Source organism: Paenibacillus sp. IITD108, assembly GCF_036541265.1.
In the GTDB taxonomy this organism is placed as follows: Bacteria; Bacillota; Bacilli; order Paenibacillales; family Paenibacillaceae; genus Pristimantibacillus.
The window spans coordinates 33,792-56,586 of the sequence record NZ_JAZHCT010000002.1; the positions used below are offsets into that span (position 1 = coordinate 33,792).

At 44.1% G+C, this 22,795-nt stretch carries 14 protein-coding genes; all 14 read right to left on the reverse strand.

What is annotated here, in order from left to right; genetic code table 11:
* Nucleotides 1-75: 75 nt before the first annotated feature.
* Nucleotides 76-1,974: a WD40 repeat domain-containing protein gene (locus tag V1L65_RS01880; protein ID WP_331697366.1), complete on the reverse strand. Its 1,899-nt coding sequence runs from the start codon at nt 1,972-1,974 to the stop codon at nt 76-78.
* A gap of 488 nt (nt 1,975-2,462) precedes the next feature.
* A complete protein-coding gene (locus V1L65_RS01885) occupies nt 2,463-4,571 on the reverse strand; it encodes a hypothetical protein (RefSeq protein ID WP_331697367.1) in 2,109 nt (702 codons plus the stop codon).
* A gap of 50 nt (nt 4,572-4,621) precedes the next feature.
* Entirely contained in the window at nt 4,622-5,626 is a 1,005-nt protein-coding gene (locus V1L65_RS01890; RefSeq protein WP_331697368.1) for an SGNH/GDSL hydrolase family protein, read from the reverse strand.
* A 19-nt stretch (nt 5,627-5,645) separates the two neighbouring features.
* Complete coding sequence (locus tag V1L65_RS01895) at nt 5,646-6,503, reverse strand: carbohydrate ABC transporter permease (RefSeq protein WP_331697369.1); 858 nt, start codon at nt 6,501-6,503, stop codon at nt 5,646-5,648.
* A 106-nt stretch (nt 6,504-6,609) separates the two neighbouring features.
* Nucleotides 6,610-7,998: an extracellular solute-binding protein gene (locus V1L65_RS01900; RefSeq protein WP_331697370.1), complete on the reverse strand. Its 1,389-nt coding sequence runs from the start codon at nt 7,996-7,998 to the stop codon at nt 6,610-6,612.
* A 49-nt stretch (nt 7,999-8,047) separates the two neighbouring features.
* Entirely contained in the window at nt 8,048-9,328 is a 1,281-nt protein-coding gene (locus V1L65_RS01905; protein WP_331697371.1) for a beta-galactosidase, read from the reverse strand.
* Entirely contained in the window at nt 9,325-10,158 is an 834-nt protein-coding gene (locus tag V1L65_RS01910; RefSeq protein ID WP_331697372.1) for a carbohydrate ABC transporter permease, read from the reverse strand. Before V1L65_RS01910 ends, V1L65_RS01905 begins: the two co-directional genes overlap by 4 nt.
* Nucleotides 10,159-10,257: 99 nt before the next feature.
* The gene (locus V1L65_RS01915; RefSeq protein WP_331697373.1) at nt 10,258-11,424 is read right to left on the reverse strand and encodes an ROK family transcriptional regulator; all 1,167 of its coding nucleotides are present in this window, start codon (nt 11,422-11,424) and stop codon (nt 10,258-10,260) included.
* A 139-nt stretch (nt 11,425-11,563) separates the two neighbouring features.
* Nucleotides 11,564-11,764: a YwbE family protein gene (locus V1L65_RS01920; RefSeq protein WP_331697374.1), complete on the reverse strand. Its 201-nt coding sequence runs from the start codon at nt 11,762-11,764 to the stop codon at nt 11,564-11,566.
* A 365-nt stretch (nt 11,765-12,129) separates the two neighbouring features.
* Nucleotides 12,130-16,761 (reverse strand): CBM96 family carbohydrate-binding protein, encoded by a 4,632-nt coding sequence (locus tag V1L65_RS01925; RefSeq protein WP_331697375.1) that lies wholly within the window; start codon nt 16,759-16,761, stop codon nt 12,130-12,132.
* Between the two features lie 21 nt (nt 16,762-16,782).
* Nucleotides 16,783-17,649 carry a carbohydrate ABC transporter permease gene (locus V1L65_RS01930; protein WP_331697376.1) on the reverse strand — a complete coding sequence of 289 codons (867 nt, stop codon included), beginning with the start codon at nt 17,647-17,649 and terminating at the stop codon, nt 16,783-16,785.
* Nucleotides 17,650-17,665: 16 nt separating this feature from the next.
* Nucleotides 17,666-18,565, reverse strand: coding sequence for an ABC transporter permease (locus V1L65_RS01935; RefSeq protein ID WP_331697377.1), 900 nt, complete (start codon nt 18,563-18,565; stop codon nt 17,666-17,668).
* An 81-nt stretch (nt 18,566-18,646) separates the two neighbouring features.
* On the reverse strand, nt 18,647-20,278 hold the full coding sequence (locus V1L65_RS01940; protein WP_331697378.1) for an extracellular solute-binding protein: 1,632 nt from the start codon (nt 20,276-20,278) through the stop codon (nt 18,647-18,649).
* Nucleotides 20,279-20,466: 188 nt separating this feature from the next.
* Nucleotides 20,467-22,728 (reverse strand): helix-turn-helix domain-containing protein, encoded by a 2,262-nt coding sequence (locus tag V1L65_RS01945; RefSeq protein ID WP_331697379.1) that lies wholly within the window; start codon nt 22,726-22,728, stop codon nt 20,467-20,469.
* Between the last annotated feature and the right edge of the window lie 67 nt (nt 22,729-22,795).

Sequence of the window (22,795 nt, forward strand, 5' to 3'; positions counted from 1 at the left end):
GCTCCCTTCCCAATAAATCAGCGATGTCTCAGATGTACGCCTATCATAACGGATATAATCTTGCGATTGATATAATCATTTCAAAAGATTATCTGGCATTGTAATGCGTACTAGCTCACTGCCCTTGTTTATATAAATCCGATTGCTTGCGTCAATCGCCATATTCCCTACAATCTCATCCGTTATTTGCCGATGCTCCAGCGTTTCCGGATTTAGCACAATAATTTTGCGGGCAAGCGTCGTGTACAGCAAGCCGTTTGTGCCGAATCGCACGACGATCGGGCGCCATTTGCTGTACGCATATTCCGTCGGAAACACGATTTTGCTTTTCACAATTTCATAGGTTACGGGATCAAAAGCAAATATCGTGCCATCATCGGCGCCCCATATTAATCCGTCCGGGCCAAGCATAAGTTCGCCAATCATTAAAGGCTGCTGTGCAGCGCCTGGAATTTGAGGAATAAACTCCGCGATTTTTTGTTTTTTCTCTACATCCCACACAAAAATTTTTGCAGGCCCAGCATACGGTTCGCCTCCTAGGCCGCCCCAAACAGAAGTGCCGCCAAATATTAGCCCTTTCCAGTAAGCTAACCCTAGAATAGATTGGTTTTCCACAACCTGAGGAAACGTCTCCAGCTCGTTAGTGCGCGTATTATAGACTGCAAGAGCTCCGCCTTGAAGACCGTAATCAGGAACTGTACCCGCAAACACATAATGATCGCCTGCAGTCATCGTAAACGGACGATCCTGCTGATGCTGAATTTGTCCGATCCAGCTTGGATTTCCTTCTGCCGACCAGTCAAATGCTACAGGCATCTCGGGATTATACTTATACAAATGGGCCTTCGTATACGTACCGAAATACACTTGATTATTATGGAAGGTCATCCCTTCAGACTGTGGAAATAACCCAACCGTCCATTCAATCTCATTCGTATCCGGATTATATTTGCTTAACCCCCTATGATAACCGCCTACGTACACCGCCCCATCAGGCGCAACTTCCAAGCAGGTTTGAAGCAGCGGCTGAGGTTCAATCTTAAGCATACTTCGTGAAATGGACATATCCGATAAATTTATAAGCGCCTGCTCCGCATTTACGGTTACAAGTGCAATAAATTCGTTGTCATTGTGCTTGATATATTCCAACGCCTTGCAGCGTCCTACAGGCAATCCGCCGTCTACTACGGTCACAGCATTGCGCTCTTTTTTATGCCAGCCCCGTAAGGATGCCCCGTCTTTGTAGAGCACTAGCTGCGGATCAAGCGGATGGTCCGTGAGCAGCAAATTATCAAAAGAAAACTGATCGACGAGCTCCATCGTTCTTCGATCATACACATACATATCAATGAAGTCAGATGCTACAAATAAATATTGATCGACCAGCCATAAGCGGTCCAGAAAACCATTGCTGCCAGTCAGCTTGTCCAGCTGGATCTCCACCTGCTCGCCTGTAACAAGATTATATTTGAAGAAATGCTTCCTGCTCCCGGTGCTAACATAAAGCCAATCGCCATCTCTGGCTATGCCGCGCGAATACTGTTCATGCTCTGCCATCGTGCCATAATTTTTAAATTCTCCGGTTTGATGATTATACGAAAACAGTTTCGAATTCGGATATGTTCCTCCCCACACAAATTGTTCTTCCCATACAAGATTAATGACCCAATTATTCGCCGGGTTCACACCTAAGTTATCCAGCTGCCCAGTTCCTCTATAACGATAAAGAATACCGTCATTTGTGCCGCTGAAATACACTTCGCCGTCAGGATTGCGAGTAATTGCCCATACACAATCTTGATTCTCAAGCTCCCGTAAAAACAATAATTCTCCTGTAAATAAATCGAACTCATAAAATACGGCAGGCAGCCCATTGCCTACGAAGCATATGGAGCTCTTGCCCTCATACTGTCTTATAGCTGCGCCTTGCCCAAAGCTGGAGTAAACAACCGAGCCCAGATTTTCTATCTTCAAAATGAATCACCTTCCTGCTGCCATTTAGTGTATCTGCGATAAGTGTATAAACGATTTCTAAATAAAGAAATAATCAGATCAAATGATTATCGGTAAAATGGAAAATAAAAAAAGGACCGCCGAATAATCAGCAATCCCTAAGTACTGGTATTGAATTGGTTCCGAAAGAAAGGATTCACTTTTGCCGCTGGCACAAAATCAGTTCCCTTAGCGAACAACAGAGCAACGAGTATCTTCTTCTCGACTGCTAACGGTTGCCACAGATGCTAATCATGTGAAAATGAAGCAAAAAATTTTCTAATGGTTGCAGCCGCGCTTAATATCGTAAAAACGGCTATTTTTTTCGTAAAATGGTGCATTAACGCTTGTCACAACCGTCACACAAGCAAACTGGCTAAAATAATCGAAATAGCAGCGATAGCAACCGTTAGAGCAGCGGAGTTTAACTCGGGGAGCCCTCCTTACTTTGCAGTAATGCTCCCTATCCCTTACTCCAGCTTAAACAGCTTTCCTTCCCCTGCAGCCAGCTGAACAGACATACCGCCCACACTAAAATTAGTGGCTATGAGCTGTCCATCTATCTTAGATACTTCTCTTACATTGCTAACTGATGAATGAACCGTAAATGAAACCGTTTGTTGGCTCACCGTGTTTTTGTTTACGATCATCACATATTCCTGCCCCGCCTGATTCGTGAAATGACTAATGACAAGCGGCACCGTGTTGCTGCCAGGCTGCATAACAAATGAAGCTGGAAGCTGCGTCGTTGATGCTGGCAAGCTGTTCCCCGTGTGGTACACCGCCAATGACTCCAATCCCATCAGCGTACTGCCAAGCTGCAGCACCTCCGCATTAATATTTTTAGCCCAATTGTACGAGGCATTTTTTACGCCGTTAGGCAAAATAAGCCCATTATTGAAGCTCTCTCCGCCGCTGGCATCCGGAGTCCAATAGGTAAAGTAAATATACCCTTTTGCTCCATACGCAAGATTAGAATAAATTTGATAGCGCATCTCGCTCTCGGATGGTGCTTTCCATACGCCGTTAACCCCGACAGATTGAATATATGACCAGAAATCAACTCCGCCCAGCTTAGCCTGGCGTCGAATGACTTCAAGATTGTCATAATAGTCTGCGCGGAACTGCCCGTTTGCCATGTATGGATAATGATCAAATACTAGCACGTCTGGTTCCGTATACATCCATCGATAAACATAGTCCTCATATGAAGCGCCTGTAATATTTTGATTAATTGTAAACCAAAAATCTGCAGCAATCGGCGAGCCATTCAAATAAGCGGACCCATCATTATACCAATTATTATTTGTATTGGACCGGATAACCCAGCCGACCGAACGATCGCCGCCGCCATTATGCGTTAACTCCATATAATACTGCGTATTTTGTGAAACCGTGGCATTTAAATGAAATTGCGGCCACTCCGTAGCAGGCGTAGTTAATGTGTTTTGAGCGATCAAACTCGTTTTTGCCGGAGAGCTCCATAGCTTTAAAGTCAGCTGTTCGCCTGTTCCCCATGTGTTTTTATCAATCCACCATTGCACTGTATCGATTTGGGTCTGACCCTTCTTCGTTGTAAAGGTCTGGCCTAGCGAGAAAGCGTCCGTTACAAATTCGCCTGTTTGCTGATTCAAGCCAAGCTGGCTGGCAGAGGCATAGTTTGGGAATAAATTAACAAAGGACATATGATTGGGATCCGTCATTTTGAGACGGCGAATTGTGTCCTGCAAACGTGTCATTTGCAAGGCAGACGGCTCATCCAGCACATGGTAGCCTTGCAAAGCAGCTTTATTGCGATAGTGATTCGCTATATCGTCAATAACTGCATGGGCTGGCTGATTGCCATCATTATAAGCTCGCTGCGAATATTCAAGATTAAACCATAAATCTATAGACTGTGCCACGCCGTTCATGTAGGCTTGTCCATCCGCGTATACGTTAGACGTGCTAGTCGTCACCCAGCCGATTGACGTAGAGCTGTTGCTTGTCAATTCCAAGTAATAAACGGTATTGCTTTGAACAGCAGTATGCAAGTTAAAGACCGGATAGTAGGTAGAAGCAGGAGCTGTAATCGCATCCGAAGCAATCAACTGGTTTTTGGCAGGACTGTCATACATACTAAGCGTAATGGTAGTGCCAGCTGGCCAATTTAATTTGTCGATATAGAATTGAACCCGGTTAAGTCCCCATCCCGACCCTGCAGGCGTGCGAATGGTTTGCCCCAAAGAAGTTGTTGAACTGACAAACAATCCATGACCAGAGCTGTTCTGGGAAACAACATGATCTCTCCAAGCTAAGCGGCTATCATCAACAAGCAGCGTTAATCCATGGTTAGCTGCATAGCCAAGAGCGGCATCACTAGAGGTAAAATCACTCACTCCATTGCCGCCCACAATAAAGTTGGCGTTCATTGCGCTTATATCAGCATAGTTGGCATTAGTTGTATTAGAAGGAGATGGCGGCCAAAAAATACCGATTGGAAACGATTGAATAGCTGGACTGTATGCCGATCCGATTTCGGAGAAGCTTGCTGCCAGCAATAGCATGGCAAGAAACATACTTGCGCTTTTCTTCAACACGAATAATCCCTCCATTTATTAATTCAGCTTAAACCGCTTGCACCGTTTAACTAAAGCCTGGACTGCCATAATTGTTCAAAGGATCGGAAGTAAATGGAGTGTCCATAATCGTTGGGATGATTGATATTATTTAACAGTAAGCTTTCATACGTTTTTCCGGCCTCTATCTGCTCCATCCATACTGCATAGGCATCTGCGACTGGAATTTCATATGCCTTTCCTATCGCACGTAAAGCCTCTGCATACTGGCCGATTTCTCCGCTGCTGAATTTCCAAAGCGGATTAGGCGCGCATGGGGTTACCAGAATTATATCGGTCTGAGCCTGGGTACGCAGCGCTTCGACCATTTGCCGAATATTGCCCTCAAATTGCTCGACAGGTATATCATTGCTATGCGGCTGCAATCGATTCTGATCATTCATGCCATATCCAATCGTAACTAATTGCGGTTTTACAGCTATAACATCGTCGGCCAGTCTGCTTAAGCCGCCCTTGCTCGTTTCCCCGCCAAGTGCCTTCATCTCGTAATGAACAGGGCTGTTGGGGAAGTTCTTCTTCAAGCTTTCATATAATAGGTAGGAATAAGCATAGCGCTGTTGACTCGCCTCAGCTCCCGTACTGATACTATCGCCATATACGACATAAACAATAGGCTCTCCCGCAAGATGCCTTGCAGAGCAAACAGGCAGCGCCTCTTCAATAGTGGGCGCATTTACGTTTTCAGCTGCATCCATATCGCCAAGACAACAATAATCGGCATACAAGGTAAATGGCTCATTGCTGTAATCCTTGAGGCCAGTTTGGTCGAACTTTTGCTGCCCATAAAAAATATGGCGGGACCAGTCCGGTATGCGGCTATCCTTTGTCCTTTGAATGATTCCTTCCTGCTCGTTCACAATATAATCAACGATAGGAACATATACGATCTCATCTTCAGACTGAATCGATCTTTTATACAATTTCAAACTGCCGCTTTGAATATTGTGATTAGCCAGCGAATGGGGCGCTTCTTTTTCAAATACAACAGCCTCACCTATCTGTTTACACATTTTCATTAGCACCGCATCCTATGCTTTAATATTCAACCGTTGTTTTTTTATCCAAGAACCACTTAATCATCCAAGTGATAACTCCGCCAACAATAGCGAGCATAACTCCAAATGCAGATGCTGTGCCATAATTTCCGTCACTTACTAAATTAACTATTTGCAGCGCAGCTGTATTGGTAGTAAAGTTTGGCCCGCCGTTGCTCAGCAGCTTGGACTGCAGAAAAATGGTAAACGCGCCGCTTGTTCCAATAATGACTAAGGTTGAAATCGTCGGCCATATCATAGGAATAACAACTTTAATAAGTTCTTTTCTTTTTGTAATCCCCTCTAGCATGCCGACTTCATACAGGTCATTAGGAATTCGCCCGATTGCACCCAGCAATATAGCTGCGTTGAACCCTATTCCAGCCCATACGCAAAAGAAAAAAACTGTTCCTAGTGCAGTGGATGGATCACCAAGCCAGGAACGCTTTAAGCTTTCAAGTCCGACCGCATCCAAAACCGCATTCACAACACCTAGATTAGGACTAACCATAAATGAAAAAACCATTGTGATGATGACGATAGATAAAATAGAAGGAAAAAAGTACACAATCCGATAAAAATTGTGAAGCTTTATTTTTTTCGAGAAAAAATAGGCAACCACTAAAGAAAGCGGCAGTAAAACAGCTATGTTTAAAGGTATCCATAGAAGTGTATTTCTTATGGCATATTTGTAAGGCGGTTGAGTCGCAATTTTTTCTATTATATCTGTAAAATTATAAAAGCCGACCCAATCGATTTTGCCGGTCGAAATGTTCCAGCGTTTAAAAGAATACAAAATGGTATTGAAGTTTACATATATCGTAAACAATAAATAATGAGCCACTGGATAGATGGTCATTGATAAAATAAATAAAAGCCTCATCCGTTTCGAGCGGTTGGAAAACCATCGCATCAATATCCCCTGCTTTCAAAGCCGGGGAAGCCGACAGGCTCCCCCTTGCATCTTATTCCATTCCTACTTCTTTTTTATAGGCATCCCATTTTTCTTTTGCAAACGATAAGTCGTCATTAAACTGCTGCTCAGCTGTCTTGGTACCAAATACGATATTGCCGTATGCATCTCCCGACGGATACATGGTCATTTTTATAAACATAGGGTGGTTAGAGTTAAAAGTGAACGGCTTGTTGTTATTCATAATGTCCATCACGCTTTTTGTAAACTCTGAAACTTCCACGCCTTCAAGAGAATAATTAAATGGTCTAAAGTTGCCTGTCAATTCCGTGAACTTTTTGTTCATTTCTTTGGAAGCTGCAAATGCGATAAACTCTTTCGCAAGCTCTTGTTCCTTTGCTTTTGCCGGTACTACCGTAATATCTCCGATCATGCTGAAATAAACGTTAGGCTCTTTGGCATTGCTCACTGCAGGAACGGGCATCATGCCCATACGGAAACCTTCAGGGGTGGAAGCTTTCATCTCAATTTCCAGCCAGTTTCCGTTAGGAATCATGGCAGCCTTGCCATTTACAAATTCCATTTGCGCTTCCGTATGATTCAAAGCTTCCGAGCCCTTTAATGTCCAGCCCTGTTTGAAAATCGCTTCAAATTGCTGCAGAGCAGCCAATCTGGCCGGATTGCCCATCACCTCAGGCGTTGTCATATTCAAAAACTCATCCAAATACTCAAACCCTCCAGCTTGTACAATCATAGGCTTCACCACAAAGTCCCAATAGCCGGCAACTTTGCCTGGATAAACGATTGGCGCAATGCCCTTTTGCTGAATTTTTTCGGCTAGCGCTGCAAACTCGTCCCAAGTTTTTGGCACTTCCCAGCCATTCTCCTCAAACATTCCTTTGTTGTAAGCCATGCCGAGCACGCCATCAGACCATGGAATTTGGTACGCCTTGTCTTGATATACCGCGTATTGCTGAGCTGCAGCGTTTAACGACTCTTTAATCGATACGCCGTCAGCTCCCGGGCCGTTGAAAAAGTCCGTCAAATCCGCCAAGTATCCTTGTGCCGCCCACATTTGCCAATGCGTATTTGTAAGAAAAGCGACATCTGGCAAATTAGCTCCCGACTCAAAGCGCGGACCCATCTTTTCCATAATGCCAGGGTCGCCTTCCAGCTCTACCGTTACATTTTCATGCAAGGCTTCAAAGCCTGCTTTTAATTCTTTAAACCATGCGTCACCAAAACCTCCCTGAAAAAAGGCGACTTTCAGCACTTTTTTCTTTGCCGCCTCTCCTTTTCCTCCTTCTTGCTGTGTGTTTGATCCCTTGCCGGATCCGTTGTTGTTTTCCTTGCCGCTGGAACAAGCACTTACTGCAAGCATCATAACGAGTACAATTGCGGTTATTACAAAAAAACGATGACGAGTTAATGTAGACTTCATTGACGTACACCCCTTAATATTTTTATGATATAAAGCCGCATATGCCGCCTTATTTCCCAAGCTGGATCCAGACACCTTGTCCTGGTATAAGCTCCAATTCAACCTTGCCGCCCACTACTTTACTTGTTTGGGGCTCGCCATTTTTCCACAACGTTATGTTTTTGATGTTTGGCTTTAAAGATATTGTCGTAGATGAAGACTTCTCATAGCTTGCATTAACAACCAAAATGCTGGATTGTCCCTTATCATCGCTGAAGCAGCCAATAACAGCTGGATCGCCTGCTATTTCTTCAATAGGACCAAAGGATTCCTTTAACTCTGCTATTAGAGGGGGAACAAACCCGTGATGAATGACGCCTTCTGATTTTAAATTCAGCAGTTGACGCCCGAGAGCCTGGACTTCCTTGTTTAATCGTTGTACTTCTCCGTAATGTCTCGTCTGATTGCCTTCAAGATCGATGATCCCCTTGCCAAAAGTTTCACTGCCTCCAGGTTTAGGAGTCCAGTAAGTAAAGTATTGAATGCCTTTAGCGCCATAAGCAAGACTGGTATATATTTGCCAACGCAGCTCATCCTCCGTCGGATCACGATGAGTCAGGTTAAAGTCCAGCGTCTGAATGAACAGCCAGAATGGAGTATTGGCTTTCAATGCTTCACTGCGTATCAGTTCAAGATTATAGTAATAATCCTCTGTAATGTTCGCGCTTTCATCTTCCGAGGTCTTTTTTAGAAAAGGATAATGATCATAAGACAACACGCTTGGTTTAAAGGTTTGCAAGTAGTCCTGCACATACTCTACGGAGGTTCCGCCTTTCTGTTCTACCGAAGCATACGTTGGAAATAGATTAATATAGGCTAGTCCATTAGGCGCGTGCTTGCTATATTCATCCTTCATAGCTGTAAGCCATTCAAATTGCTGGCGAGAGGGCTCATCATAAAAAACATGGCCCATATATGCAGGATGACTGGAATAAGCAGTAATTTTATCTTTCATTTGCTCCAGTTCATCCATGCCAAGTGCGTTAATACTCGGATCGCGCAAAATTACTTTCAAATCATTGGCAGCGGCAAAATCAAGCGATTTTTTTTGTGCCTCCTCGCCGCCTGTCCATTCGGCAAACCCCGTTATAAACGTGATGCCAGCATCTTTGATTTCCTTATAGCGTTCCATCGTTATCTGATCAACAGGCGGAGAAACCCATAGCCCGATCGGAAATACTTCGTTGTTTGTTGTTGTCTGATTGTTTTCGTCTTTTTTGAATAAAGTCATTACTGCTAGCACCACCAATAATATAATTACGAACGAGGATATCAGATATATCTTTCTCATCCTTTAAGTCCCCCTGTTGTCAATCCGCTAATCAAACGGTCTTGCAGAAAGAAGTATACGATTAAGATTGGAATGGTAGACATCGTCAATGCTGCAAACAAAGTTGTCCAATCGGCTGCATACTGCTGCTTCAACACAAGATCCTGCAGCCCTACGGACACTGTAAACAGCTTTCTGTCCTGCAGAAATATATACGGCAAAAAGTAATCATTCCATATTCCAATCATCGTAACTAATCCAACTGCCGCCAAGCCGGGCTTGGCCATCGGAAGCATAATGCGGAAAAATATTTGCCAATCATTCGCTCCATCCATATAAGCCGCTTCGGCATATTCCCAAGAGACACCCTTGAAAAAGCCGTACAATATAATAAAGTTCATGCTCAAGCCAGCCGAATACAATATCAAAAGTCCCAAATGGGAATTAAACAGGCTTAAATCAATCATTAGCTTGTACAGAGCTGCCAAAGATCCGACAGATGGAATTAAAAATGTAGATACCGCAAAAAAGAAAATGATGCCGCTTCCAGGAAACTTATACTTAGCCACGACATAGGAAGATGTCGCTGCGGACAGTACAGCTAGCGCCGTTCCTACTGATGTTATAAAAACACTATTTATAAAATAAGTGCCCAGGCCGGTATCATTCCAAGCCTTTGTGTAATTCGACCATCTCCATTGCTCAGGCAGCGACCAAATATTTTGATAAAACTCAGGTCCTGTTTTGAAAGAATTAATAAACATCCAAATAAACGGGTAAATAATCGAAAGAGCATAAATCATAAACAAGATTTGAGTGATCGAGGCTCCTAGTATCCACTTACGCTGCATGGCTTCCCCCTTCTCAACTAATTAATTAATTAACTTAACTTAATAATAAAGGATGAAATGAGACTCGTCAACCTGCTATTTCTCATTTCTTTATGTCGACTATTCTTCAAACAGCTGGCTCATTACATGATCCAGGGCAACAGCAAAGCCTCCGTATATGCCTGAACGTTCGCCCAGCTCAGAAAATACTATCGTTGTCGTTAACGGCACCATCCGATTAACCAGTTCTCGCAAAGGCTGAACGAAGGAATAGCCTAATTTAATAATGTCCCCGCCAATTACAATAAGCTCGAGATCAAGCAGTACGCTCATATTAGCCAATACTACGGACAGCGACTGTACCAGTTCTTTTGTCATCTTTATGCAATAGGCATCCCCATCTTCTACAGCTTTGCAAAAGGCTTCAAAGGTAATCTTATCCAAATTATGCTGGCAATAATCCAATATTTTGCTTGCTTGCCCATTTTGCAAGTCCTGTTTTACTTTACCCATAAGCGCATGAAGCGATAAACGATAATCTAAATAATGCTTATGAAAATTTTCCGGCTCATCGATACTAGGCGTATCACAAATCCAATAGCCTACTTCACCGGCAGCAAGTCGGCTGCCTTCGTACAACTGCCCTTGAATGATCATGCCCGCTCCAATACCTATGTCTATATTAATGCCCAGCAAGTTAGAGAAGCCTCTGCCGGCTCCGTAGCGGCTTTCGCCTATAACGCTAAGATTAATATCATTCATCACGATGACATCAGATTGAAATTCCTGCTTAATGAGCTGGCGTATATTAATTTTATTCCATTCCTTGTAGCGAGGCGCAGCTTGAAAGAAGCCTGTTTCCTTATTGATAATACCAGGCGTGCCTACACAGACGGCTTGTATTTTTTCATTTGAAATATTTTGCTGCTGCAGCAATTGCTTAATTCGATTCATGACAGTTGTGAAATCATCCTTAGTAATATTTGCACGCAAAGAGAACATAACCTCATCCTCAACGATGATGTTTCCTTGCAAATCCCCTACTGCAAGACGTATTTTGTCACCAGCCAAATCGATTGCAATAATATAACCATAGTGCTGATTAAAGCTCAGCATAATAGGAGGCCTGCCGCTGCCGACCAAATCACGCGTCCCTACCTCCTCCACAATGCCCATGGCAAGCAAATGCTCCGTGATGGAAGATACGCTCGGCGCACTCAATTTTAATATTTTAGCTACATCAGCTCTAGAAATAGGTCCCTGTTTTCTAACTAAATCTGTTATCAAATTAAGATTAGTTGACCGGATTAATTTTGGGTTCCCCGCTTTACTCTTCAACATGAACTCCTCACTAACTATTTAATAATTAACTTAACTAATATAATATATTAAAATAGCCAATCTGTAAAACTTACTTTTTTTTTTATTACAGCGATACAATAGATTGAACTCTGCCTACCTGCCCGTCCTGCAGCCTAACCTTAATGCCATGCGGATGCTGTGCGGAGTTCGTTAAAATATCCTTCACAACCCCTCGCGTCAGTTTTCCAGTTCTTTGATCCTGCTTCAGCACAATATCGACCTCGAGACCCGGCTTTATGCTGCTGCGCAATTTTCCATTACTCATTCTAAATTCCACTCCTATATATATCTATTGATATAGTATACCAGAAAGCAGACATTATATAAGGAAGGGCCGAATGGAACAAGGATAAACGGCTCCGCCGTCCTTTGGACAGGCGCGTTTACCGATGAAATATAGAAACAGGATAAGTTAAAACTAATACTTTCTATTATTTTAATCAAAACAAGCCCCTGTCTTGGTAGGAGCGATTCCGCTTCTGCCGACAAGGACTTGCTGCAAAATATAAAGTTCAACGAAAGGTTGTTCAATTTGATGAACTGAATATTGCGTTTCAGATGCCTGGTTATAAAATCATCTCTAATATCATATCAATCTCTCCTGCCAGATTGATGTAAATTCTGCCGCAGCTACTCCAGAACAATACTTAAATAGGGCTGATAGCTGTTATTTATACCTTCTTTGCTGGAAAATATCGACCCATTCGCACTCACATCTAGCAAGCCAATAGATACAATCATGTCCCCCGCCAGCTGATTCTGCACGAATGCAGTAATATCAAATTCTCTCCACTCATCAGTACCGTTTATGCTTATCGCCGACTGGAACGAGGTGAATGCGGGCTTGTTATTCCAGGTAATCCCGCTCTCTGTCCAAGTATCATCTTCGACACCATAGGCTTCTACATTGGCAACCAAGTGAGTTGCTTCGGCTTTACCGTATAGGAGCAGCTTTACTGAAGAGACAGTCTTTCCTTCTAAATGTGAAAGGTCGAACTTCAAATAGGCTCGTCGAGAAAAGCCGACATTCCCCTTCTTCGTCACAAGCTGACGATCCGATCCGTAATTCACGTCTGCATAAGTCCCGTCACGGACATAGGCATCTGCTGTTGTAGAAACAAGCGTTGACATCTTCACATCCAAGTATGGCTGGAAGTTTCCTTCTTTACTTGTAAATATGGATCTAAAACCGCCTATATCCTTTAGAGCGATCGTCGCGACCCGGTCTCCATCCAGCTGACTTTGCAAATACTCAGTAACATCAAATTCTCTCCATTCATTCGTACTATCAATAGTTGCTGTAGATTGCAGCGCGGTTAATAGCGGCTTATTACTCCAGGTGATTCCATGCTCGGTCCAACTATCATCATCAACCCCATAGGCTTCCACATCGGAGGTAAGGTCAACACCATCTACCACTCTGCCATACACATAAAGCTTCGCTGAAGCCACTTCTTCACCCATAATCGAATCTAGATTAAATTTCAAAAATGACTCTCTTGCAAAACCAGTGGAATTTGATTTCTTAATGACAAGTTCATCTTTGAAACCAAAATTTTGCTCCGAGTACGCTCCATTCCGCACATAGGCATCCGCCATAGGCGTAAGCGCGCGATCCTCTCTTACTTTTAGCTCTAAATATGGCCTTACACCACCCTCACGGCTTTCAAAGTTAGCGCCAGCGCCTGCTGCAGAGCTGAATGCTAAGCTGACCATACCATCTCCTGCATACTGACTCTTCACATGCGATGTGACATCGAACGCCCTCCACCGATCGGCCAAGCTGTCAATTACTAATGTTGATTGTATTGGAGATAGAGTCGGTTTATTGAGCCAAGTCAAGCTGTTCTCATCCCAACTATCATCCTCCACACCATGAGCATGCACCTGAACGGAGGTGCCATCAATGGCCCTCCCATAAGCATAGAGCGTGGCAGATATAATTTGATCAGCATCAATGCCATTGAGATCGAATTTCATGAAAGTTTCACGGGTGAAGCCAACTGAATTTGATTTTTTAATAATCAGTTCACGATCACTGCCATAATTAATGCCCTCTTCTGCTCCATCGCGCACGAAAGTGTCAGCTGCAGGCAGTAATCGAATGTTCGATTCGTTCTCCACTCGAATCTCATCGGAATAAGAACTTTCCCCATAGGTCGAAACTGCTGTCACTTTATAGTAATAAGGTGCATGACCAATCGCGGCATCCGTATAACTAGGGGAAGTTATACCCGATGCCAGCTGTACATACCCGCTTCCGCTAGTCGTACTCCGATACACATTGTAGCTTATTGCACTATCAATCGCATTCCAAGATAAACGATGGCTCTCGTCAACGCCATTGTAATTGCCTGTTAAACCAACAGGAGCATTTGAAGGCAACGCAGTTGTATTCGCGTCATAGGCCAGGCTGATTTCAAAAGATTTTCCCGGAGTGCTGGCTGTATTGACCTCCAGAATGATGGTCGGCTGTAGTTGAACGACAGTTACTTCTGGATCTTGGCTGATGACACCCGTCCCGCTTCTGTTCAACTCGATAACAACCTTGGCCTGCTTCTGCGATGGATCCGATACAGCGAGTTGCATCTCTGTCCCTGTATCCTTCACCATGACCGCGCTTTGCTGGCGACTGGACAAATAATCGATCATGCCTCCTGCTTGCTCCCAGAACACAGCTCCTAATAGACCGAGCGATCGCTCTCTCACCGCATGAATTTGTTTCGATTGTTCCACAATCTCGATATCTGGATTAACGGAGTAGCTCTCTACCTCTGTGCTGCTCATATTGGGCAACATCACATAACTGTACATCTGATCAGATGGATCCTCGCCGTGATCCTTCCATATCGTGACATAATGATTCGTCACAAGCGTTTCAATCCAATCAAAGGCAGCCTCGGCTTCCAAGGTACCCGTACCACTATGAGCAAAAACCCCCATCGTGAGCTTTTGACCTAACTGCCTTTCAAATTCCCTCGTAAAGGCGTGAATGACAGTTCCCCAGTTCACACCATCGCTACTTGCATAGAGCGAATATTGGTCACCGTCTTTGTCCAGCTTCAAATACATCGTGCTGTTAAACGAGTCCAAGCTGCTATGCACCGTCGCTGAACCCATCACTTCATTGACAGCACGCAGTTCCGTCCCTGAGGCTGTTCCCGCCCTGGATAGATAGATGTAGTTATCATCATCCAAGTACATTATGATTCCCGCTTCTTGTCCATCAGCTACTGGATCGAACGTCAGCTTAGTCGACATCGTGTAGTCGCCACGCGGTACTTCAAATGTCAAAATATTTTTCGTGGAATTTGCTGCTCCAGCTAACGAGCCTTGCTGAGCCGTAAGCACTAAAGCTGAATTTTCCAGCTTCCAATGCGAAGAATCTTCACGAGTCCACTGCCATGCAGATGGCAATGATGCACTATCGAACTCACTGCTTCTTGGAAGGCCGTTCGCATTAATTTCACGAGCTTCTCGAGCACGCTGCTCCCTTAACATTTTAATCGAATCGCCTTTAGGGAAGTAGAAGCCTCCCGTACCTGCCAAGTGCACCCAATCTGTCGAAGCAATCGTCTCTTGCCAGCCTGAACTTGCAGGCTTCGTTATTCCGTCCACCGTTAACGGATTCAAGCCGCCGCTATCAAGTGCCCGGTTCTCCACGATCGTCTCAATTGTTCTTCCCGACGTGCTCGTTATCCCTGACCCCAAGGCTACTACTTCGTCATCGAACATGAACCAGGATTTCTTCGCCTCCAAGTCCATATTCGAATAATTGTGCTGCTTGAAATCCATCAGTGTCACGCCGAACAAACGATCCAGCTCCACGCCTCCGGTCATATCTTGCTCGCTCCTGAATCCGTCTGACCCCGCTGATGGTCTGGAGCGGTCAATATCGACAGTGATGCCCGGAAGTCGATGATTATCCACTGTCGTCAAATAGTTATCCGTAAAGTCCAGCGAATCATTATATAAATAAGTCACACCGTCTGCTTGGTACCACGGCTCCAGATTCACACCGCCGAAGCTCTCATAGGTCGCCATCCGCGTCGAGTGGTTTCTCACAACTAGTGTCCAGTCATTACCATGATGAACTGCCACATCTTGATTATAGAACTGTCGATTGCCAGCAGGTGCTGGTCTAGGCGAAATAGTCGTGTCATCCATGATTTGCTTGATTTGCGTATAGTTCGCTAGAGACAACGCTTCATAGATCATCGTCTCATCGCTGTTCTGGATATGATATTTAACCAGTCCCTGCATTTCGCTAGCATAGGGATTGCCCGACATTTGAGAGATGTTTGATATGGCAGCTAATATATTCGTTGAATTAGCAGACCTCGAATGGCCGCGGCCCATAAAAGCCTGCATAATTGTCCCTTTGTTCAAGGCATTCTCGAACGTGTCGAACACCCAGTTAAACACATTCGTTTTCAACGGATCCGTATTTTCCCACTGCGAGCCTGCAAGCAAATTCATCGATACGCTAATACTGGCCAGCAATGCATCCCCATAAGCGCCTGCATAAGGGAAATAGAAATGCTGAACAAAGGAGCCATCAGCGTAGAAGCCGTCCAAAGCCGTTACATAAGGAAAAACCTGACTTAGTGCATCCGATGCTGCCTGGATTCGAACACTATCCTTACTGATCACACCGCTGACAGCAACTATTTTGATTGAATCCGTCAAATTTGCCCCCGTTCTAACTGGGTTGGGAACAAACTTTTTAACCGCCTTCATATAATTCGCACTCTGTGTACTAGTCAGCTCATCATAGAGAAGGACGACGAGATCATTTAGCTCGAATGGTGTACCAATCTCCCACCACCACCAATTCCCATAGCGAACAGTATTTTCGTTATATTGGTCGGTGTACAGGTAATCCATTCCTTTCAAAATATCTGCTAAGAGAATTGAATTTTGATAATATTGCGATTCAGGAAGTGACCAGCTGATCGCCATATTTTTCAACCTTCGTAAAGAGTAAGCCGTATACGCCGAGTTTGAATCAACAAACTGCTCATACTCATCCCAGACCCCGTCCACATTTTGGCTTGCCCAATATTTTTCCGTATCGTCGTCAATTACTGCCAGCTTAGAAGCAACTATAGGATCGGTCGCATCCAAAGTGCCGCCCAATAGTGTATTTCTATATTTTAATCGTAAATTATCGTATACATTTGGTGCGTTTGCAGAAGCTAAAAAGGGAAATAAGCCTATCATTATGATGAAAGCAAAGATACAAATAAAATACTTTTTCATCGACAATCCTCCCATATTCTTCTATTCCTTCAACGAACCAAGCGTAGCACCCTTCACGAAATATTTTTGCAGAAACGGATATACAATCAGAATAGGAACAGTCGCAAATAGTATGATTCCTGCCTTCATCATCTCTGGTGTAGCCGATAGTATTTCTCCGCCACTTGGATTGAACATGAAATTCTCTTCAACGACAAGACTGCGAAGCATAATTTGCAGCGGGAACAGCTCTTTCGTACGAATATAAATGAGAGCGGCGAAGTAAGAATTCCATAGCCCTACCGCATGAAAAAGCGCAAGCGTCGCTATACCAGCCGTGGATAACGGTAATGCAATCCGGGTAAAAATGCCAAACTCACTGCAGCCATCAATTTTGGCAGCATCGAACAGCTCGGAGCTCAATCCCTGGAAGAAGGTTTTCATAATAATAACGCCGAACGCATTAAGCGCACCCGGGAGCATTAATGCCCATAGCGTATTTTCGAGCCCTATTGAGCTAATGACCAAATAATTCGGAATAAGCGGCGCATTAAACACGAGTGTGACAAGTACAAGACGCAGAATAATTTTCTTGCCAGGCGTGAAAGGTCTCGCAAGTCCATAAGACATTGAGGTTGTAAACATCAAATAGATGAGCGTACCAACCACCGTTATAAAAATCGTAACTCCCATTGAACGCCATAAGGTGTTCATGCCAAAAATCGTTTTATAGACATCAAGCTGAAATCCTTTCGGCCAGAAATACACCAGCTTCGCATTAGCATACAGCGCATCACTGAATGACACCGCAAGCAGATGAATAAGCGGCAGCACCATCGATACGGAAATAAGAATTAAGATTGTTCCATTAATGGAGGTGAATACCCAGTCTGATTTCGATCTAACCATAACTCCTACTCCCTTCTCAATAAATACTTTCGCCAGAAACCTTCTTGCTTAAGGAATTTAACGACATGACCATCACCAATCCAACAATGGACTGGAATAATCCAATTGCAGTGGTATAGCTGAATTGGGCATTCAACAAGCCTACACGGTATACATAAGTATCAATTACTTCACCAACATCTCGAACAAGCGGATTGAGGAAAATCAAAATTTGTTCCACATTGGCTTCCAATACATTGCCAATTTGCAGAAGAAACAGGACGACAACCGTCGGCATAAGAGAAGGCAGCGTTACATACCACATCTGCTTCCAGCGTCCAGCGCCATCGACAACGGCCGCTTCATAAAGGTTCGGATTAATGCCAGCTAGTGCTGCCAGATAGATGATGGTGCCCCACCCAATACTTTTCCAAATTCCGATAGACACGATTACGCCCCGGAACCACTCAGGTCTCGTTATAAAATCAATTGGCTGTATACCAACGAAAGAGAGAAGTGTATTGAGGACACCGTCTATCGATAGAAGATTAATGAAGATCCCGCCTACAATGACCCATGATAGGAAATGAGGTAAATACAGCAGTGTCTGCAGCGAACGCTTAAACCACATTTTCATGACCTCATTGAGCAGCAATGCCAAGATTAGCGGTGCTGGAAAACCAAATAGGATGGACATAAAGCTAAATATAATCGTATTGCGCAGTACATTGTAAAACTCTTCATAGGTGAAAATCGTTGCAAAATGCTTAAAGCCAGCCCAGTCACTATTCATAATGCCGCGGAACATGTTGTAATCCTGAAAGGCAATGATGTTGCCGCCTAGCGGCAAATATTTAAAAATCAGGAAATGCAGAATGCCAGGCAGCATTAACAGTAGAACAATCCATTTGTCATTTCCCAAGTTTTTTTTAAGCACAATTTCCCCTCTTTTCCTAATGTAGAAGAAGACACCCGCAAAGGATCTAACGACCATGCGGGTGATTATGCATGCTATTCGTTATTTCTTGCTGTTATACCACTCTGTTGCCTCAGCAATTGCTGCATCGCCGCCCCGACGTTTCCACTCAGTGACAAAATGATCAAATGCAGGATCCAACTCTTCTCTGCCTGTCACGACCTTGGCGAACATATCGAGGAACAATCCACCAGATGTCCACCCATCACCAGGTCTGAGCTCTGGATTTGTACTGAAGGCTTCAAGGGCAGGCATGTTGAGACTATCGTGCTCAATAATCGCTTCTTCTGCGATCTTAATACCCTTTCTCAGGATATCTTTGTCAGGTGACATCTCGATTACATTATCATGCATTGCACCAGTACCTCGCACATTAATAATCCTCTGATAGAAGGATGGGTTAACTTTTAAATCTCCTACTGATACCGCTTGATTCCAATTCACCTTGTTATCCTTAACCTCGTAGCTAAAGCCTTCGACACCATAAGCGAAAAAGTTATCCGCTTCCTCAGACCAAGCCCAATTCAGAAATTTAATTGCTTCTACTGCGTTCTTCGATGAGGCAGGAATGACCCAAACATGACCAACACCGTTAGTGCGGAGCGATAGCCCGCCTTGTCCCTTAGGCCCTGTAGGCGGAGCCAGTACATCAACCTTGGCATCCGGTTGATTGACATAAACGCCAGGAGACCAGCCCAAGCTATAGTTTGCAATTTCATGGACCCATACGCCGGCTTTTCCTTGTACAATTCCTGCTGACCAATCGGCGCCTGAATTTGTGAATAAGTTTGGATTAACATATCCTTCATCGTATAACATCTTCCAGAATGCAATCGCATCCTTCATCTCTGGACGAATGATATCTGGAATCATCTGACCATCAACTACATGCCAAGCATGCGGAGAGACACCGAACTCCTGGAAGAACAAATCCGCATAGCTCAAGTTCTCGCGAACGTAGTACCCATATTCATCATTCGGATTACCGTCTCCATTCATATCATTAACCTTCACCGCTTCAAAGAAAGCGAGATAATCATCAATCGTCTTCGGCTGCTCCATTTTCAGCTTATCCAGCCAATCCTGTCGGACATAGATAACCTTGCTTGCAGGAAGCCCTGTCGTCATTGGAATGGCATAGATCTTGCCGTCTTTGCTGACCAGCGGACTATCCCAAGCTTCCTGTGGAATATTCGCTAATATATTCGGCCCATATTGCTCCAGCAGTGGACCTAGTTCCGTGAAGATCCCTTCTTCTACAGCGCCAGGATGACTCGCATGCTCAATACTTGGCGTACGTACAAGATCGGCGAGATTGCCAGATGCGAATCGCACGGTTAATTGTTGATCAAAATCCGCTGCATGACCTAAAAATTCATATTGCAGATCATAACCGGACAATTTGCTCAACTCCTTGATGAACGGATCGTCAGCAACCTTCATTTTCATTGGATATTCGGAATTGGTATGTGTCGTAAGAATGCTTAATCTTACTGGTTCCTTAGACTCTTCTTTCCCTGCATTTTGCGTTGCACTCGAAGTTGGTTCACCACCTATGCTTGGTGTGTTCGTATTCCCTGCTGATGAACAGGCTGATAGCATTATTACTGTTGCGAGCAGGAGCACAATCATTTTTGACACTGTCTTCTTTGACTTGCTAACCATCTTCAACATCCTTGTCTTCCCCCTCATTCTTTGTTAATTGGGATTAAGCCCGTATGGACCTGGATACATCATAATAAGCGTGTAAATTACCCGCAATAATCACGTTTTGGCGGCTCTTGCAACAAATGATAACGAGCTGAAATTTGCGATAAAAAAAGCGGGAATCGCATAAAACTGCGACTTTCCGCTTCCTCTCATTAACCCGATTGTGCTTCTTGCTCACTGCGATACCTGCCTGGCGTAATGCCTGTGTATTGCTTAAAGGAACGGTTGAAATTTTGCACATTCGAATAATGCAACCGCTCTGCAATGCTCGCAATCGGCATACTCGTATTCCGCAGCCACTCCTGTGCCTTTGTCATTCGTGTTCGTATGAGGTAGTCCGAGAAATTCTCACCTGTCCTCTCCTTGAAGGCACGACTCAAATTTGGTACGGAGATGTGGTGCTGCTCAGCAATTTGCATGAGATCCGCATCCCAGTTCTCATCAACACTCTGAATGACAGCCAAAACGGCCATATCCTGCTTGGAGAACGATAATTGATCCAAGTAATCACTAACAACGGTAAACACTTCCCGGATCAGCCATTCGCGAATTTCTTCAACCGTATCCCATTCATGCAGTTTAGAGTGCAAGTTATTTGTAAACAATGGCTGCAGCTCATGACCCAGCTCATGTAAATACACGTCCAGCTCAATCAATAGATGTGAATAGATTCCACGAACGGTATCTGGATGATGCACCCTGCTCGCAATCAGTTCTGTTAATTCGTGCAGCAGAACTGTCGCTTCCTGTATCCTGCCGCTTGTCAGTCTGGAAAGCACCTTCTTCTGGAGTGCTACAATTTCATTTGAATACTGCTTAATGAATGGCTCCAGACTGTTCTTCGTTATCGTAATGTTCGGTCCTAGCATTAAACGATAACCCGACAGGTCCGCTGCTTCTTGGTAGCATGATCGGATTCCCATCAATCCTGTCTCACCGCTACTAATACATACGCTTACCGTAAAACGGAAGTATGTACACACTGCCTGACGAATTTTCTCCGCAGTATGCAATAGCCTTCGTTCCCACTCGCTATTCTTGATAGCATCACGTTCACCTACAATAAGCGCCACTTGTCCAGGCTGTGGAACGAAAGCAATACAGGAATAGTCCTCTTCGCAAATTTCTTCGACCATTTTCTTAACTGCATAGTGAATGAGCGATTGATCCTGTCCCATATAGCTATTTGTAAAGTCAGATAATTGATCTACGATTACAAGCAGCACCCTATAATGAGTGCCTTCAATAGTCAAGCCCAACTGCTCGGATTTCAGATGGATCTGAGCCTCTGACATATCTCCCCAAACAAGATGATGAGACATATTCTCCTTCAACGATGGGAGATGGGCATTGAATTGATGCTTCAGCTCCTGATTATCCTTGATCGTATCTTGAAGAAGCTCTTCCACAATTTGAAATTCATTGGACTTATGCTGCTTATATGCTGATGGAACTTGCATCAACAAGCGCTCAATAGGCGCATGAAGTCGATTCGTACTCGTAATGGAGACAATCAGCCAGAACAACATCAGTACAGCGATAACTCCCCAAGTAACAGCCTTTATATTATTTGCTTTACCGTTAAGCTCGCTTATAGGCGTGCTTGCAAGAATCGTCCACTTATAACTTGGCAGCTTAAGCGCCGAAAGCTGGAATTTCTCCCCATTCTGGGAATAGAAGCCTGTCTGAACTTGCGGCTTCTGCCAGAACTTGTATAGCTCTGAAGAAGATAAAAGCTTCGCCCCTGAATCGACCTCGCCGTTACTGATCACGACATTGCCCAAATCGTCGATGATGATAATGTCACTCCGGTAATTCGGCTCCGTATCGCTCTGCAACAGCAGCTTGGACAGTTCGTGAGAGTCTACATTCAACGCAATGAATCCATCGGTATAATGCGAGTAATATGGAATGGGTCGAATAAGGATAAGACCTGGATTATTATAGGTTTGTGGAGATACGACGATGGGAGCATTGCGATTAGCAGATGCGCTCTTCAGTATCTTTTCATAGATAGAATCCTGATACGACACGGATTTATGAATCGTTGAGAACACATAGTCATATTTCTTATAGACAAGCGCAATGTCATAACGGATGAGCGAATAATTCACCTGTCTGCGCAGCGTCTCAATCAACTCCATGGAATCGCTTACATTTTTCTTCTCAGACGGGCCTGTCTCTATAGCTCTCTCGATCATGGGCGTTGTCGCCAGTATTACAGCCTGTGTGTTGAGATTATTCATAAACTGCACCAAGCGGTACTCGACATGCTTCAGCAGCAGCTGATGATTCAATTGTACTTCCTCCTGTATGCTCTTGGACGCAAAGGAAGTTGCTAACCACCCAACCAGCATAACGGGTATCGTGCTAATGAGAATCGAGTAGATGATCAGCTTTCTCTTAAACGTCACTAACAACTCCTCCATTCTTCACAGGCTGTCATGTTATAAAAGCTACGAACATTTTAAAGGAATGTTG

What these genes read in the sequence shown, in the direction of transcription:
- V1L65_RS01890 (WP_331697368.1), bottom strand. Translation starts at nt 5,626, where the DNA reads ATGAAAATGTGTAAACAGATAGGTGAGGCTGTTGTATTTGAAAAAGAA.
- V1L65_RS01895 (WP_331697369.1), bottom strand. Translation starts at nt 6,503, where the DNA reads ATGACCATCTATCCAGTGGCTCATTATTTATTGTTTACGATATATGTA.
- V1L65_RS01900 (WP_331697370.1), bottom strand. Translation starts at nt 7,998, where the DNA reads ATGAAGTCTACATTAACTCGTCATCGTTTTTTTGTAATAACCGCAATT.
- V1L65_RS01905 (WP_331697371.1), bottom strand. Translation starts at nt 9,328, where the DNA reads ATGAGAAAGATATATCTGATATCCTCGTTCGTAATTATATTATTGGTG.
- V1L65_RS01910 (WP_331697372.1), bottom strand. Translation starts at nt 10,158, where the DNA reads ATGCAGCGTAAGTGGATACTAGGAGCCTCGATCACTCAAATCTTGTTT.
- V1L65_RS01920 (WP_331697374.1), bottom strand. Translation starts at nt 11,764, where the DNA reads ATGAGTAATGGAAAATTGCGCAGCAGCATAAAGCCGGGTCTCGAGGTC.
- V1L65_RS01925 (WP_331697375.1), bottom strand. Translation starts at nt 16,761, where the DNA reads ATGAAAAAGTATTTTATTTGTATCTTTGCTTTCATCATAATGATAGGC.
- V1L65_RS01930 (WP_331697376.1), bottom strand. Translation starts at nt 17,649, where the DNA reads ATGGTTAGATCGAAATCAGACTGGGTATTCACCTCCATTAATGGAACA.
- V1L65_RS01940 (WP_331697378.1), bottom strand. Translation starts at nt 20,278, where the DNA reads ATGTTGAAGATGGTTAGCAAGTCAAAGAAGACAGTGTCAAAAATGATT.